The organism is Kluyvera ascorbata ATCC 33433, from assembly GCF_000735365.1.
Taxonomy (GTDB): domain Bacteria; phylum Pseudomonadota; class Gammaproteobacteria; order Enterobacterales; family Enterobacteriaceae; genus Kluyvera; species Kluyvera ascorbata.
In genome coordinates this window covers 88,072-102,773 of record NZ_JMPL01000005.1, presented here as the reverse complement: position 1 = coordinate 102,773, position 14,702 = coordinate 88,072, and the positions used below count along the sequence as shown (strand labels likewise).

At 55.7% G+C, this 14,702-nt stretch carries 13 protein-coding genes; 8 read left to right on the top strand and 5 right to left on the bottom strand.

Annotated features, from left to right (window positions below; translation table 11 throughout):
* Nucleotides 1–623: 623 nt before the first annotated feature.
* The 5 genes from GKAS_RS02895 to GKAS_RS02875 all read right to left on the bottom strand — a co-directional run bounded on the left by GKAS_RS02895 (nt 624) and on the right by GKAS_RS02875 (nt 5,480).
* Nucleotides 624–965, bottom strand: coding sequence for a hypothetical protein (locus GKAS_RS02895; RefSeq protein ID WP_035891901.1), 342 nt, complete (start codon nt 963–965; stop codon nt 624–626).
* The gene (locus tag GKAS_RS02890) at nt 946–2,919 is read right to left on the bottom strand and encodes a bifunctional diguanylate cyclase/phosphodiesterase (RefSeq protein ID WP_035891900.1); all 1,974 of its coding nucleotides are present in this window, start codon (nt 2,917–2,919) and stop codon (nt 946–948) included. The genes GKAS_RS02895 and GKAS_RS02890 overlap by 20 nt, the downstream gene beginning before the upstream one ends.
* Nucleotides 2,920–2,928: 9 nt before the next feature.
* Entirely contained in the window at nt 2,929–3,630 is a 702-nt protein-coding gene (gene lapG, locus GKAS_RS02885; protein ID WP_081918519.1) for a cysteine protease LapG, read from the bottom strand.
* 301 nt (nt 3,631–3,931) lie between these two features.
* Nucleotides 3,932–4,879, bottom strand: a complete 948-nt coding sequence (locus GKAS_RS02880) for a LysR substrate-binding domain-containing protein (RefSeq protein WP_035891899.1) — start codon at nt 4,877–4,879, stop codon at nt 3,932–3,934.
* Nucleotides 4,880–4,985: 106 nt separating this feature from the next.
* A complete protein-coding gene (locus GKAS_RS02875) occupies nt 4,986–5,480 on the bottom strand; it encodes a DUF1097 domain-containing protein (protein WP_035891898.1) in 495 nt (164 codons plus the stop codon).
* A gap of 242 nt (nt 5,481–5,722) precedes the next feature.
* Between GKAS_RS02875 and GKAS_RS02870 the strand changes: the two genes are divergently transcribed.
* The 8 genes from GKAS_RS02870 to GKAS_RS02835 all read left to right on the top strand — a co-directional run bounded on the left by GKAS_RS02870 (nt 5,723) and on the right by GKAS_RS02835 (nt 14,683).
* Nucleotides 5,723–6,328, top strand: a complete 606-nt coding sequence (locus tag GKAS_RS02870) for an ankyrin repeat domain-containing protein (RefSeq protein ID WP_035891897.1) — start codon at nt 5,723–5,725, stop codon at nt 6,326–6,328.
* Between the two features lie 39 nt (nt 6,329–6,367).
* Nucleotides 6,368–7,243: an oxamate carbamoyltransferase subunit AllH family protein gene (locus tag GKAS_RS02865; protein WP_035891896.1), complete on the top strand. Its 876-nt coding sequence runs from the start codon at nt 6,368–6,370 to the stop codon at nt 7,241–7,243.
* On the top strand, nt 7,221–8,768 hold the full coding sequence (fdrA, locus tag GKAS_RS02860) for an acyl-CoA synthetase FdrA (RefSeq protein WP_035891895.1): 1,548 nt from the start codon (nt 7,221–7,223) through the stop codon (nt 8,766–8,768). Before GKAS_RS02865 ends, fdrA begins: the two co-directional genes overlap by 23 nt.
* Nucleotides 8,768–10,186 carry a YlbE family protein gene (locus GKAS_RS02855; protein WP_035891894.1) on the top strand — a complete coding sequence of 473 codons (1,419 nt, stop codon included), beginning with the start codon at nt 8,768–8,770 and terminating at the stop codon, nt 10,184–10,186. Before fdrA ends, GKAS_RS02855 begins: the two co-directional genes overlap by 1 nt.
* A 126-nt stretch (nt 10,187–10,312) precedes the next feature.
* Nucleotides 10,313–11,260, top strand: a complete 948-nt coding sequence (locus tag GKAS_RS02850; RefSeq protein ID WP_035891893.1) for a carbamate kinase family protein — start codon at nt 10,313–10,315, stop codon at nt 11,258–11,260.
* A 12-nt stretch (nt 11,261–11,272) separates the two neighbouring features.
* A complete protein-coding gene (locus GKAS_RS02845) occupies nt 11,273–12,652 on the top strand; it encodes an amidohydrolase family protein (protein WP_035891892.1) in 1,380 nt (459 codons plus the stop codon).
* 226 nt (nt 12,653–12,878) lie between these two features.
* Nucleotides 12,879–13,430: a peroxiredoxin gene (locus tag GKAS_RS02840; RefSeq protein ID WP_246870719.1), complete on the top strand. Its 552-nt coding sequence runs from the start codon at nt 12,879–12,881 to the stop codon at nt 13,428–13,430.
* A gap of 20 nt (nt 13,431–13,450) precedes the next feature.
* Nucleotides 13,451–14,683, top strand: a complete 1,233-nt coding sequence (locus tag GKAS_RS02835) for a protein-disulfide reductase DsbD family protein (protein WP_035891890.1) — start codon at nt 13,451–13,453, stop codon at nt 14,681–14,683.
* Nucleotides 14,684–14,702: the final 19 nt, after the last annotated feature.

The following is a 14,702-nucleotide window of genomic DNA, read 5'->3' as shown; positions in this document are numbered from 1 at the left end:
CTTTGATTTTAATGTCGATTTTGTGAGAATTTTCTGTAAAGAAATTATTGGCTAAAGATGAAAACTATAAAGATAGTTTCTTAGCTTTCTATATTGTGTTGTTTTTAAAAGATAAATGAAATTGTCAATCAGAAGTATATCTGTAGAGTAATATCAATGTTTGATGTCCATTTATAGTGATTAATAGCCCTGTGATTTTATTTTTTCTGCTATGTGGACTATGCCATTCATCTGTAATTAATTGATTGTTATACGTAGTTTTGACGCATTCACCCGTGTGGCATTAATGCTGATAGTTTTGTATTACTTATTTTTTGCTTTATGGTTTAACTTTCCTGTTAATAGTCTGGTAGTGTGTCAATGTATTAGGTAAGTTAATTATTTTTACTGGGTTAGTATGTGAATATATTAATGGCATGAACATTTCGTATTCGTCGTAAATTTGTTTTATCGGCGTGGTAACTGTGTTTGTTATTTAAACCTGCAATATGGAAGACACAACAGATAAGGTGCATCACTTTATACAGGTCAACGTCATGGATGCATTGGTGAATGTTTTTGCAGGGCGGGAGAGATGTCAGGCACATACATGATGTGCCTGAACAAATAAGGATAATTGTTGCTTATATTAATCGCTCGTCATCATCGCTGATAAGCCCTTCCAGGCCGCCTAGCGTTTGGCGAGCCGCCGCGCGATTGAGCAGCTTGCTTTGCGCGGCGGCCGGGAGGTCGGTAATGCTGATAACGCCTTTGCTCATCAACACTTCGATAAGATCTTCCAGTACGCGCACCATGTTCAGGTCGCTCTGCTGCAACTGTTGGATCGTCGAGGCGCGAAGCTCGCTCACCTTAATCCAGTCGCTGATTTCTCCCGTGGTCACTTCGCTTATTTCGGTCATGCCGCTGAATTCCGCGGTCTCGACCCGAACTATCCGCCCTTCGCTATCACGTTCTATAAAATGCATGGCTGCTCTCCTGAGTTTTTTGTAGTGTGCTGGCGTCGCTAAAATAACGCCCCATTGCGCCATACAGGCCGATGTTTTCCAGTACCGCCAGTTCGCCTTCGGTTTCGACGCGCTCGGCGATGAGCGGCAGGTCAATTTGCCGCGTAGCCCAGTAAATGGCTTCGATAAACAGCTTCTTATCTTCTTCTTCGTTGATGCGGTGAATGTAGCCACCGTCAACTTTGATCCAGGCGAGCCCCCACTGCGGCAGGTTGCCAATCAGATGGAAGCGGCCGCCAAAGTGCTGGATCCCCAGGCCGCAGCCCAGATCCTGCAATTTTTTCACCAGGATGCTGACGCGATCGGGATCCGGCAGTTCGTTTTCATCCAGCTCCAGCGTCAACCGTGGCGTTAGATGGCGTAGGCCTTTCAGCGGCTTAAGCAGTGCATTCAGGCTTTCATCATCGGCCACGCTTTCACCGCTAATGCTGAGGGCAAACTCATGTCGGCTGTTTTCCATGGCGCGCAACGTTTGTTTAAGCATGACGATATCCATTTTGCGGCTGAGAGACAGGCGGCGAACCCAGGGAATAAAGCGCCCCGCCGGGATAATTTCGCCTTCATCGGTCTGGATACGAGCCAGAATTTTGTTATGCAAAACAATGTGCTGGTTGTTGCACTGGTATACCGGCTGCGCGTAAAGCTCAAAGGCTTCTTTATCCAGAACGGTGGTCAAACGATGATGCCACTGATGGTGGTCTTCATCTGCCTGCTTCGCGGCGGCCTCAGGATCGGCGAAGGCGTGCATATCCGTTTCGGTTGCGACCAGTATCCTATCTGCCTGGCGGAGCAAGGTTTGCGGTGAATCGCCATAGTGGAAGGTAACATCGACAAAGTGGGCGACGGGGTCAACGTCGCTCAGGCCTGTTTCGTACAGCGCTTTGAGTTGAGTGTTGAGCGAGTTGGCGAAATGTTCCATCTCGGTTGGCAACACCGGGTCGGTGAGAATGGCAAATTCGCCGCCGCGCACGCGGGCGACAAAGCCTTCATTAAGGAAAAAGCGCTGCTGCAGCGTGATAAGAATCTCACCGATATTCTTCAAGAGCTTATCGGTATTGACGCCGCCGAGCCGTTGGTTGAGGCCCATCAGGTCCTGCACGCGCAGTAAGATAAGATTCCCGTCCGCGTTTTCTTCGTCGCTCAAACGGGTCTGGAATTTAATATCAAAAGCCCGGCGGTTATTCAGCCCGGTCAGGCTGTCGTTATAGGCTTCCTGACGCAGTGTTTCGGTACGTTTGGCTTGCTCGCTGAACAGCGCTTTGAGCTGCGTAACCATCATGTTGGTGGCTTCAACCACCCGGCGGAGTTCCGGCGTTTTCGGCAGGGCGGGGATACTTAAAAATTCACGACGGCTGATGGCCGTCGCCTGTTCAACGATGTAATTCAGCGGACGCAGACGATTTCGCAACAAGAACATCGCGCCCAGAATGCACAGCACGCTACAACCGCTGAGCCATAGCAGGCTGGCAACCAGGCTGCTCCACAAACGTGCCAGCGCAAACATCGGATGGCTGACCACTTCCACGCGCGCGGCCTGGCTCCAGCCACGCATCACAATGGCTTCACCTTGTCCCGGGTCCAGATGCACCATGCGGACAAACCAGGCCGGAACGTTGGCGCTTGGCGGCACGTTCTGACGCTCGATAATCGGTTGGCCGCTTTTAATATCAACAACCTGGATGCGGTAGAAATAGCCGCTATCAAAAATGGAGTTAACCATCAGCTCCGTCATCACCGGATCGTCGATATGCGCCGTCAGCGACAGTCCAAGGGCGGTGGCGGCATCCTGGGCATGGGCGCTGAGCTGGTTGTAATACTGCTCGCGTGAGCTCTCCAGCGTGGCAAAAAAATTGCCGCAGAATATGGTGAAGGTAAACAGACAGATGCCAATTAGTAGCTGTTTATAAAGGGACATGGCTGAATCCTATTCATTAATGACAAATCCTTCTGCACGCATCCTGGTGAGAAGATCCTGCCAGCGAGAGAGTTTTTTACTGTCGCCGACACGTTTGCTGCCGCTCGCCTGCGGGATCCAGAGACCTTCACCGTTAAAGGAATAGACGGGAAGCAGGTCGCTGCGTGCGGAGGCGGGTAATATGTTGGGTTTAAGATTATCGAGCACGAGCGGAACGGCATCGGGCGCGGAATACCAGGTTAAGACCATATGGGCCTGGTTAAGCTGTAGTGCTTTAACATAGGTGATTCTTAACTGGCTGGCGGGAACGCCCAGTTGTCGCAGCGTAAAATATTTGGCGATGGCGTAGTCTTCGCAATCACCAGCCCCTTTGCGTAATGCCTCAACCGGTGTCGCCCAATAGTCCTGCTGACCCCATACCGAAATATCATCGGTAAACCGAATACGGGAATTAAAAAACTGGTTCACGCGGTTCAGCGTGGCATGAATATCGCTCGACGGCGGCTGCTTAAGCAGAGCTTCCCAGGCATCTATGTTGCGCTGTGCGGTGGGCGTAGTCGGGCCATAAAGCCGCTGGGTACGCGAATTAATGGTATTAAAATCCCAGCCTGCGCCCAGATTTGGCGCGACCAAAAGCAACAGTGCCAGTAGCGATGAAAGCCATCGTTTCTGGAGACTGAAAGGATTAACGCCAGCTGGACGCCATGTCATTACGTCATGCCTGCAGGCTGCTGGAAGGCCTGTTGAATGTGCGCAATTAAATGATGCAGTGACATTTATTCTCCTTGCTGCGCGATGAGATCCCTGTAAAACGTCGCTTTAGCCAGAATAACATTATGTTTGTGGATTTGGTGATATCACCGAAACGGATTAAGCGAGGTTCCAGCTATCATAGTGAATGTACAGGTATTTATTATTCATTAATTATTTTTTAGTATTTTTTAAACGGATAAAAAATACTAAGCGTAATATCTGAGTTATCGGCAATTTTCATAAATTGCGTAGTGCTTTTTTATTTATTGGCGTTTTCTATGTCTCGATGTAGTAGGTCTGCGTAAATATCCGTTAATACCCCTTGCGGGCTAAACTGCCGTTTGATCCACTGCGTCACCTGTCCATTGGCCGAGTGCTGAGTCGCGAGCAGCATGCGAGAGTCCTGGCGCGGGTTGTTGATCTGCCGGGTGACCAGCTGAGATTGCGCTTCGGCATCGCGCACCATGTAGTCCGGCAGAAAACCAATCCCTTCGCCGAGGATCTGGCATTCGCGCTTGGTGTTGAAATCCGGCACCAGAATTGACTCTTGTCCGTGCAGCAGCCAACCGACCTTTTTATTAATGGTGTGCGCGGTGTCTTCCACCATGATGTTGGGGTAGAGGCGCAGCTGGCTTTCGGCAATGGGCTCCGGCATAAACGCCAGCGGGTGGGACGGCGCGATGGCAAAGGCCCAGCGGATGGCGCCAATTTCAGTGTAATCAATGCCGCCGCCGTCGAGCAGGGTATCCGGCGCGCCGATGGCGATACTGGCCTGATTATTGATAATCGAATCCCAGACGCCGTTGTAGACCTCGGTGGTGACGGTTATCTGGCAGGTAGGAAACTGCTTTTTCAGCACCTGCAGCAGCCGGGCGGTGTGCTTCGGCGTATAGAGCAGCTGATTAATGCAGATGCGCACCCGCGCTTCAATGCCCTGGGAAATGGTGTCGATGCTGCGCTTGATGGCGTGGAAATCATTGAGCAGGTCGCTGGCTTTGCGAAAGAAGTAGCGCCCGGATTCGGTCAGCTCAATGCTGCGGGTGCTGCGGGTAAACAGCACCACATCGAGGCCCGTCTCCATGCGCTTGATGGTATAGCTGATGGCGGAGGTGGTGAGGCCCAGCTCCTCCGCGGCCTTACTGAAGCTGCCAAACCGCGCGGCGGTAGTGAATGCCAGCAGGTTCTCTTCGGTAAAAATTGAGTTCATTCACCTGCTCCTCGGTTCAACTATTTATTGGGCCTCTTTAATGAGATGAATGTATTGGTTGAAGTGATTGTTGGGCAACCATTTTTGAATAACTTTTAAAAACCGCCTACGCGACCTCTTTCGAGGTGGCTTCGCTCAGCTTGCGCCCGGTATATTCCGAGATAATCCCGACGCAGTTTCCGGCAAAAAAGCCCAACAGCGTGACCCACCAGTTCATCCCGGTGGCGAAAAACAGCGTCATACCAAGAAAGCCGCCGGGGATAAATGAGGTGAGCCAGAATCGACCCTGCCAGACCACCACGGCGGAGAACGGCACCGTCATCACCACGCCTGCCCAGAAGGGTGATAGCCCGCTAACCGACGCCAGCCAGCCGGAGGCCGCCGCCGCGAGAAACGCCCAGACGGCGCCGGAGTAATTGACAAAAAGGCTCTTCACAAATCCCGCCTTGCCGCCGCCTGCCGCATAGAAACTGCAGAACGCCACAAAGCCAATCGTACCTAATAATTCCCAGCCCGGGGCCAGCCCAACCTGCGAGGACACCATCTGCCAGAGACCTGCACACACTCCAACGGTAATGCCCGTAGCGGTGAGTCCGTTCATCGTTGTTTCCTCTCATGTAGTGGTTACGCACTGAAACTATATAGAAAGAAAACCCGATTGAGTTAAGGGGCATAGCGGCAAAGAAATAAACGGTGCACTACCGCACAGTCTGTATCGATTTTTAAATAAAATTCACTAATCAAGCAGCTTATGGCGAATAAAATTTAAGCGGGTTCTTTTCTGATTATTTCGTTGCTATTCTCATTTCATCGAAAACAGCCACAAAAATCAGGGAATTTGACATGACCAACAACAATCTGATTGCTGACTATCTATTGGCTGCGCAACAAGGCGAACTAACGAAATTAAAATCTTGCCTGCATCAGGGCGTTGATATTAATGCCTGTAATCGTCAGGGGCAAACGGCCATTACGCTGGCGAGCCTGAATAAAAAATATGATTGCGTAGTGGCCTTACTGGACGCCGGTGCGGATATTAATAAACAAGACCAGACCTGTTTAAACCCATTTTTAATTAGCTGTCTGAATAATGATTTAACGCTGCTGCGTTTACTGTTACCGGCTCGTCCGGATTTAAATCGTTTAACCCGTTTTGGCGGCGTGGGGCTAACGCCCGCCTGCGAAAAAGGGCACCTTGAAATCGTCAAAGAGCTATTGCACCGCACTCACATTAACGTCAACCACACTAACTTTGTCGGCTGGACGCCGCTGCTGGAGGCCATCGTGCTCAACGACGGCGGTGAAACCCAGCAGACCATTGTCGGCCTGCTGCTGGAGCATGGTGCCAGCCCGCACATGACCGACAAATACGGCAAAACCCCGCTGGAACTTGCGCGGGAGAAGGGTTACGAAGAGATAGCCCAACTGCTGATTGCCGCCGGAGCGTAACAGAGGAGACGCGCTATCGACACCCCAATACGGCGGTGTGTGCAAGCGCTAACTGCGGATGAGCACTTTCTTTCGGAACGTGGTGCTGGACGTGTCGAACAGGTCTTTTCCCGGGCGGTAAACCTTTATCTCCCGGCGCAGCGGCGGTTGTTGACGCTATTGTGCGAAGAGTACGACAACGCCCCGAACAGCTGTAGGTTAGCACTCACTCACTTCGACGGGCTGTTCCGGCCCGGTGAGACGGTTCAGTTTCATCCAACAGGAATAACGGTTGGCGAGGATAAATGGCTGAATACCGCCTCCTGCCAGCGCTGGCAGCCAACGATACCGCAGCTGAACGCCGAACGGTTCCGGCAGATTCCCTGGCTGCGGTGGCACGACGAGATTCATCAACAATTACAGGATAACCAGACGCTGTTTCTCTGGCGCGGCGATAACCCGTTTTATCAGGCTATCTCTCAGGCATTACAGCAGCGGCGAAAAACATTATTTAACGCGTTATTACAGGGACGAGAAATAACCTCGGCGGTGGCTAATATGGTGGGATTAGGTATTGGCCTGACGCCGTCGGCAGATGATTATTTAGTGGGATTAAGCACCGTTTTATTTATCGATGGACACCCGGCGAAAAAATATCGCGATGCATTTGATTCCGCGCTAAGCGTGGCGCGTAACAATACCACTTTATTAAGCGCTATTACGCTGGAAGCCGCTTTTTCCCAGCGCTATCGCGAAACGATTTTCGGGTTTATTAACGGCATGGTTAATGAACCGCAACATATTTCTACCCAGACTATCGCCAGTATTAAAAATATTGGCTCCAGTTCCGGCTGCGACATGCTTTATGGCATGGCGGATGCCTGCGCGCTGAGCCAAGCCTATGGAGGGAGTTATGTCAGTCAAAATAGTGATTAAGCAGAATACGTATTTTGATTCGGTCTCGCTGATGTCGATTTCCACTCGCGCGAATAAGATAGACGGCGTTGAGCAGGCGTTCGTGGCCATGGCCACCGAGATGAACAAGGGTGTGCTGAAAAATCTCGGTCTGTTAACCGCCGAGCTGGATGAAGCGAAAAATGGCGACCTGATGATCGTCATCAACGGCAAAGACGGTGCGGACAACGAGCAGACGCTGGCGGCCATTGAAGAATTGTTCTCCAAAAAAGCGGAAAGCGGTTCGCACGAAGCACGCTACGCCACGCTTGCCAGCGCGAAAAAACACGTAGCGGACAGCAACCTGGCGGTGATTTCGGTCAACGGCCTGTTTGCCGCCCGCGAAGCGCGTCAGGCGCTGCAAAACGACCTCAACGTGATGCTGTTCTCCGACAACGTCACCATTGAAGACGAACTGGCGCTGAAACAGCTGGCGCACGAAAAAGGGCTGCTGATGATGGGGCCGGACTGCGGCACTGCGATTATCAACGGCGCGGCGCTGTGCTTTGGCAACGCGGTACGCCGCGGCAACATCGGCATTATTGGCGCGTCGGGCACCGGCAGCCAGGAGCTGAGCGTGCGTATCCATGACTTTGGCGGCGGCATTTCGCAGCTTATCGGCACCGGTGGGCGCGATCTCAGCGAGAAAATTGGCGGGCTGATGATGCTCGACGCGATCGGCATGCTGGAAAACGACCCGGAAACCGAAATTATCGCGCTGGTCTCTAAGCCACCGGCTCCGGCCGTGGCGCGCAAAGTGCTGGAGCGTGCTCGCGCGTGCCGTAAACCGGTCGTGGTCTGCTTCCTCGGCCGCGCTGAGCCACCGGCTGACGAGCAGGGCTTACAGTTCGCTCGCGGCACCAAAGACGCGGCGCTGAAAGCGGTGCTGCTGAGCGGCGTGAAGAGAGCATCGTTAGACCTGCATCCTCTGAATGAGACGTTAATCGCTGACGTGCGTTCACGCCTGACCCCGCAGCAGAAGTACATTCGCGGCCTGTTCTGCGGCGGCACGCTGTGCGACGAAACCATGTTCGCGGCGATGGAAAAACACGGTGACGTCTATAGCAATATTCAGCCTGACCCGGCCTTCCGCCTGGCGGACATCAACCGCAGCGTGAAACACACCTTCCTCGACTTCGGCGATGACGACTTCACCAACGGCAAGCCGCACCCGATGATCGACCCGACCAACCGCATCAGCCGCCTGATTCAGGAAGCGCGCGATCCGCAAGTTGGCGTGATCGTGATGGATTTCGTGCTGGGCTTTGGATCGCATGAAGATCCGGTGGGTTCAACGATCGAAGCCATCAAAGAGGCGAAAGCGATCGCCGCCGCCGATGGCCGTGAGCTGGTGATCCTCGCCTACGTTCTGGGAACCGATCTCGACGCGCCGTCGCTGGAAAAACAGCGCCAGATGTTGACCGACGCGGGCGTTGTCCTCGCCAGCAGCAGCACCAATACCGGTTTGCTGGCGCGTGAATTTATCTGCAAAGGGGAGAAAGCCTGATGAGCCAGTCACTGTTTACCCAACCGCTGAACGTCATTAACGTCGGCATCGCCATGTTCAGCGATGACCTTAAAAAGCAGCACGTCGCCGTCACCCAGCTCGACTGGACGCCGCCGGGGCAGGGCAATATGCAGGTGGTGAATGCGCTGGATAGCATCGCCGATTCCCCGCTGGCGGAGAAAATTGCCGCCGCCAACCAGCAGGCGCTGGAGCGCATTATCCAGTCTCACCCGGTGCTGATTGGCTTTGACCAGGCTATCAACGTGGTGCCGGGCATGACGCCGAAAACCATCCTCCACGCGGGCCCGCCGGTTACCTGGGAAAAAATGTGCGGCGCGATGAAAGGCGCGGTGACCGGGGCGCTGGTGTTTGAAGGGCTGGCGAAGGATATCGATGAAGCGGCGGTGCTCGCGGCTTCCGGTGAAATCACCTTCTCGCCGTGCCATGAGCACGACTGCGTAGGGTCGATGGCGGGCGTGACTTCAGCCTCGATGTTTATGCACATCGTTGAGAACAAAACCTACGGCAACATCGCTTATACCAACATGAGCGAGCAGATGGCGAAGATCCTGCGCATGGGGGCCAACGACCAGAGCGTGATCGACCGTCTGAACTGGATGCGCGACGTGCAGGGCCCGATGCTGCGCGAGGCAATGAAGATCATCGGCGAGATTGACCTGCGCTTAATGCTGGCCCAGGCGCTGCACATGGGCGATGAGTGCCACAACCGTAACAACGCGGGCACCACGCTGCTGATTCAGGCGCTGACGCCGGGGATTATTCAGGCGGGCTACTCCATTGAGCAGCAGCGCGAAGTGTTCGAGTTTGTCGCCAGCAGCGACTACTTCTCTGGCCCGACGTGGATGGCGATGTGTAAAGCGGCGATGGACGCGGCGCACGGCATCGAATACAGCACCGTGGTCACCACCATGGCGCGTAACGGCGTCGAGTTCGGCCTGCGGGTCAGCGGCCTGCCGGGGCAGTGGTTCACCGGCCCGGCGCAGCAGGTTATCGGCCCGATGTTTGCTGGCTATAAGCCGGAAGACTCCGGGCTTGATATCGGCGACAGCGCGATTACCGAAACCTACGGCATCGGCGGCTTTGCGATGGCAACGGCCCCGGCGATAGTGGCGCTGGTGGGCGGCACGGTGGAAGAGGCTATCGACTTCTCCCGCCAGATGCGCGAAATCACGCTCGGCGAGAACCCGAACGTCACCATCCCGCTGCTCGGCTTTATGGGCGTGCCAACGGCTATCGATATCACCCGCGTCGGCAGCAGCGGCATTTTGCCGGTGATCAACACCGCCATTGCCCATAAAGATGCCGGCATCGGCATGATTGGCGCCGGGATTGTGCACCCGCCGTTCGCCTGCTTCGAAAAAGCCATTTTAAGCTGGTGCGAACGTTACTGCGCATAACGTTGTAGCCCGGGCGAGGCGTTTACGCCGACCCCGGGTTTCCCCCGGCGGCGCTTCGCTTGGCCGGGCTACAACGGCTACCTCAACAACAATAATCACATCACCTTCTGCACTGGAACCTACACGATGAAAGAACTTGTGGTCGTTGCCATTGGCGGCAACAGCATAATCAAAGACAACGCCAGCCAGTCGATTGAACATCAGGCAGAGGCGGTGAAAGCGGTCGCGGACACGGTGCTGGAGATGCTGGCATCGGATTACAACATCGTACTGACCCACGGCAATGGCCCGCAGGTGGGGCTGGATCTGCGTCGTGCGGAGATTGCCCACGAGCGCGAAGGGCTGCCGCTCACCCCGCTCGCCAACTGCGTCGCCGACACCCAGGGTGGTATCGGCTACCTTATTCAGCAGGCGCTGAATAACCGGCTGGCAAAACGTGGCGAACAAAAAGCGGTGACGGTGGTGACTCAGGTGGAGGTCGATAAAAACGACCCCGGCTTCGTCAACCCGACCAAACCCATCGGCGCGTTCTTCAGCGCCGAGCAGCGTGACGAACTGTTAAAAGCCAACCCGACCTGGCGCTTCGTCGAAGATTCCGGGCGCGGCTATCGCCGCGTGGTGGCCTCGCCGGAGCCGAAACGCATCGTCGAGTCTGAAGCCATTCAGGCGCTGGCGCAGAAAGGCTTCCTGGTGATCGGCGCGGGCGGCGGCGGCATTCCGGTGGTGCTGGGGGAAGAGGGCGATTATCACAGCGTCGACGCGGTGATCGACAAAGATCTCTCCACCGCGTTGCTGGCGCGCGAGATCGCCGCTGATATTCTGGTGATCACCACCGGGGTGGAGAAGGTCTGCATTCACTTTGGCAAACCGGAACAGCAGGCGCTGGGGCAGGTGGATATCGCCACCCTGACCCGCTACATGCACGAAGGCCACTTTCCGGCGGGTAGCATGCTGCCGAAGATTGTCGCTAGCCTGCAATTTTTACAACACGGCGGGAAACGGGTGATTATCACCACGCCGGAATGTCTGCCTGCCGCCCTGCGCGGCGAAACGGGCACCCATATTGTCCATTGATAAGGAACGACGATGAAAGAGAATAACAGTCGCCGTGAGTTTTTAAGCAACAGCGGCAAAATGGTTACCGCCGCCGCGCTGTTTGGCGCGACCGCGCCGATGGCCTATGCGGCGACTTCCGGTGCTGCCGTCTGCGAGACGAAGGGAACCATAAACATTACCGACAGCCACTACTATCTTGATAACGTGCTGCTTGAAACGGGTTTTGAGTACGAGGGTGCCGTCGTCGTGCACACCCGCACCGCGCGACAGACCGTGGAAATTCAGGACGGCAAAATCGTGGCCCTGCGCGATAACAACAGCCACCCGGACGCCGCGCTGCCGCACTATGACGCGGGCGGCAAGCTGATGTTGCCGACCACCCGCGACATGCATATCCACCTCGACAAAACCTTCTACGGTGGCCCGTGGCGCTCGCTCAACCGCCCGGCAGGCACCACGATTCAGGATATGATCAAGCTTGAGCAAAAGCTGCTGCCTGAACTCCAGCCCTACACGCAGGAGCGCGCCGAAAAGCTGATTGACCTGCTGCAATCAAAAGGCACCACCATCGCCCGCAGCCACTGCAATATCGAGCCGGTCTCCGGGCTGAAAAACCTCGAAAATTTACAGGCGGTGCTGGCGCGGCGCAAAGCTGGTTTCGACTGTGAAATCGTCGCCTTCCCGCAGCATGGGCTGCTGTTATCGAAATCTGAACCGCTGATGCGCGAAGCGATGCAGGCCGGGGTGCACTACGTCGGTGGGATGGACCCGACCAACGTCGACGGTGCGATGGAGAAGTCCCTCGACACCATGTTCCAGATTGCCATCGACTACCACAAAGGGGTGGATATTCACCTGCATGAAACCAGCCCGGCGGGCGTGGCGGCGGTGAAATATATGGTGGAAACCGTGGAGAAAACGCCGGCGCTGAAGGGCAAGCTGACCATCAGCCACGCCTTCGCGCTGGCAACAATGAACGAAGGGCAGGTGGATGAGATCGCCACCCGCATGGCTGCGCAGCAGATTTCCATCGCTTCAACGGTCCCCATCGGCACGCTGCATATGCCGCTGAAACAGCTGCGTGACAAAGGCGTGACGCTGATGACCGGCACCGACAGCGTGATTGACCACTGGTCGCCGTACGGCCTTGGCGATATGTTCGAAAAAGCCAACCTCTACGCCCAGCTCTATATCCGCCCGAACGAGCAGAATCTCTCCCGCTCGCTGTTCCTCGCCACCGGCGACGTGCTGCCGCTGAACGACCAGGGCGAGCGCGTGTGGCCGAAGGCGCAGGATGACGCCAGCTTTGTGCTGGTGGACGCCTCGTGCTCGGCAGAAGCCGTGGCGCGAATTTCTCCGCGCGCTGCGACGTTCCATAAGGGGCGGCAGGTGTGGGGAAGCGTGGCGTAATCCAGTAGGCCGGATAAGCGTAGCGCCATCCGGCAGTATCGGCGCAGTTTGCCGGATGACGCTGCGCTTATCCGGCCTATGCCGCATCCATAGCCCGGACGAGGCGCATCGCGCCGACTCCGGGGCAGCTCGATCCAAAATTTTTTTTACCCCGACCGAAACCTTCAGGCCTTAGCGTGCGAACTATTATGTACAGAGCACGTTTATCCCCTTGATGGAGTCGACCATGAATCGTTTGAAAGCCTTGTCAGCCGCCGCCGTACTCAGCCTTTCTCTGTTCGCCGTGAATGCGAACGCTGCCCTTGAACCCGGCGCAAAAGCCCCAGACTTCAGCCTGCAAGGCGCGCTCGGCGGCAAACCGCTGACCTTCTCCCTGCAACAGGCATTGCAGAAAGGGCCAGTGGTGCTCTATTTCTTCCCAGCCGCGTTCACCAAAGGCTGCACCCTTGAGGCGCACGCTTTTGCCGAAGCCACCGATGATTTCAAAAAGCTCGGCGCAACCGTGGTGGGCGTGACTGCCGGTAACGTTGACCAGGTGGATGAGTTCTCAAAACTGGAGTGCCGGGATAAATTTGCCGTGGCGGCAGACCCGGGCGCGAAAGTGGCGGCGCAGTACCAGACGCTGATGCAGATGAATGGCAAAACGCTGTCGGACCGCACCTCGTTTGTGATTGCACCGGACGGCAAAATTCTGATGAGCTACACCGACCGTAACCCTGATGAGCACATCCAGAAAACGATGGATGCCGTGAAGCAATACGCGCAATCGCACTCGTAATTTAGCCGCCGGGGTTCGCTATGTTAACTGCCATTCTGGCCGCCTTTGTGGGCGGCATTATCCTCAACCTGATGCCCTGCGTGTTCCCGGTCATCTCGCTGAAGGCGCTGGGCATTCTGCGCCATGAGGGCGATGCCAAAAGTGCGCGCACCGAAGGGTTGGGCTTTTTGCTCGGCGTGATTTTTACCATGCTGGTGCTGGCTGGCATACTGCTGGCGCTGCGTGCTGGCGGCACCGCCGTCGGCTGGGGGTTCCAGCTACAGTCACCGATGGTCATTGCCGTACTGGCGTTGATCATTCTGGGCGCGGCGCTGAACCTGCTCGGCGTGTTTGAAGTGGGTTTATCGCTGCAGCGCGCCGGGGAGATTTCAGTAGGAAGCGGGGCATTTGTGCGCTCGGCGTTAACCGGTGCGCTGGCGATTGTGGTGGCAACACCCTGCTCGGCACCCTTTATGGCGGGCGCGGTGGGCTACGCGCTGGTGCAGCCTCCGGTAGCCTCGCTGGCGATTTTCCTGTCGCTGGCAATAGGCTTTGCCGCGCCGTTTACGCTGGTCTCGCTATTCCCGGCCATCGCCAAACGTCTGCCGCGACCGGGCGCATGGATGGATATCCTCAAACGCGGCCTGGCGTTCCCGATGCTTGGCGCATTTGCCTGGCTGGTGTGGGTACTGACCCAGCAGGCTGGCACCACGGCGCTGTTAGCGATGCTGATGTGTGCAGTGGTGGTGAGCTTTGCCGCGTGGCTTTACGGTATGGCCCAGCGCCGACGCTATATCGACCAATCCTACAAAGCGCTGCTGGCGGTGACGGTGGTGCTGTTTATCGCTGCGGTCAGCCCGCTGCCCGGCGTAATGCACGTCCAGCCATCTCCGCCGGAACTCGCGCGCGTGGAGAACATCACGCAGGTGAAGTGGTCGCCGCAGACGGTGGCGGAGATGCGCGGGCATGGCAAAGCTATCTTTGTCGACTTCACTGCTTCCTGGTGCATTACCTGCCAGGTGAACGAGCGCACATCGCTTTCCACGGCGGCGGTGAAACAGGCGCTGGCGAGCACAAATACGATCTACATGGTGGCGGATTCCACTAAATTTAACGCCGATATCGATGACGCGATGACCGCGTTCGGGCAGGGTGGTTTGCCGCTCTACGTGGTCTACCCGGCGGACGGCAGCGCGCCGAAAGTGCTGCCGCAGGTGCTGACCCCGACGATTGTGGTCGACGCCCTGAATCAGGCATCCGGTAAAAAAGCATGAGGTAACGGGCATGGCGGAA

Bases quoted from the DNA above. Each gene is read 5' to 3' on its own strand.
- GKAS_RS02875 (WP_035891898.1), bottom strand. From the start codon at position 5,480: ATGAACGGACTCACCGCTACGGGCATTACCGTTGGAGTGTGTGCAGGT.
- GKAS_RS02895 (WP_035891901.1), bottom strand. From the start codon at position 965: ATGCATTTTATAGAACGTGATAGCGAAGGGCGGATAGTTCGGGTCGAG.
- GKAS_RS02890 (WP_035891900.1), bottom strand. From the start codon at position 2,919: ATGTCCCTTTATAAACAGCTACTAATTGGCATCTGTCTGTTTACCTTC.
- GKAS_RS02880 (WP_035891899.1), bottom strand. From the start codon at position 4,879: ATGAACTCAATTTTTACCGAAGAGAACCTGCTGGCATTCACTACCGCC.
- lapG (WP_081918519.1), bottom strand. From the start codon at position 3,630: ATGACATGGCGTCCAGCTGGCGTTAATCCTTTCAGTCTCCAGAAACGA.
- GKAS_RS02835 (WP_035891890.1), top strand. From the start codon at position 13,451: ATGTTAACTGCCATTCTGGCCGCCTTTGTGGGCGGCATTATCCTCAAC.
- GKAS_RS02870 (WP_035891897.1), top strand. From the start codon at position 5,723: ATGACCAACAACAATCTGATTGCTGACTATCTATTGGCTGCGCAACAA.
- fdrA (WP_035891895.1), top strand. From the start codon at position 7,221: ATGTCAGTCAAAATAGTGATTAAGCAGAATACGTATTTTGATTCGGTC.
- GKAS_RS02855 (WP_035891894.1), top strand. From the start codon at position 8,768: ATGAGCCAGTCACTGTTTACCCAACCGCTGAACGTCATTAACGTCGGC.
- GKAS_RS02850 (WP_035891893.1), top strand. From the start codon at position 10,313: ATGAAAGAACTTGTGGTCGTTGCCATTGGCGGCAACAGCATAATCAAA.
- GKAS_RS02845 (WP_035891892.1), top strand. From the start codon at position 11,273: ATGAAAGAGAATAACAGTCGCCGTGAGTTTTTAAGCAACAGCGGCAAA.
- GKAS_RS02840 (WP_246870719.1), top strand. From the start codon at position 12,879: ATGAATCGTTTGAAAGCCTTGTCAGCCGCCGCCGTACTCAGCCTTTCT.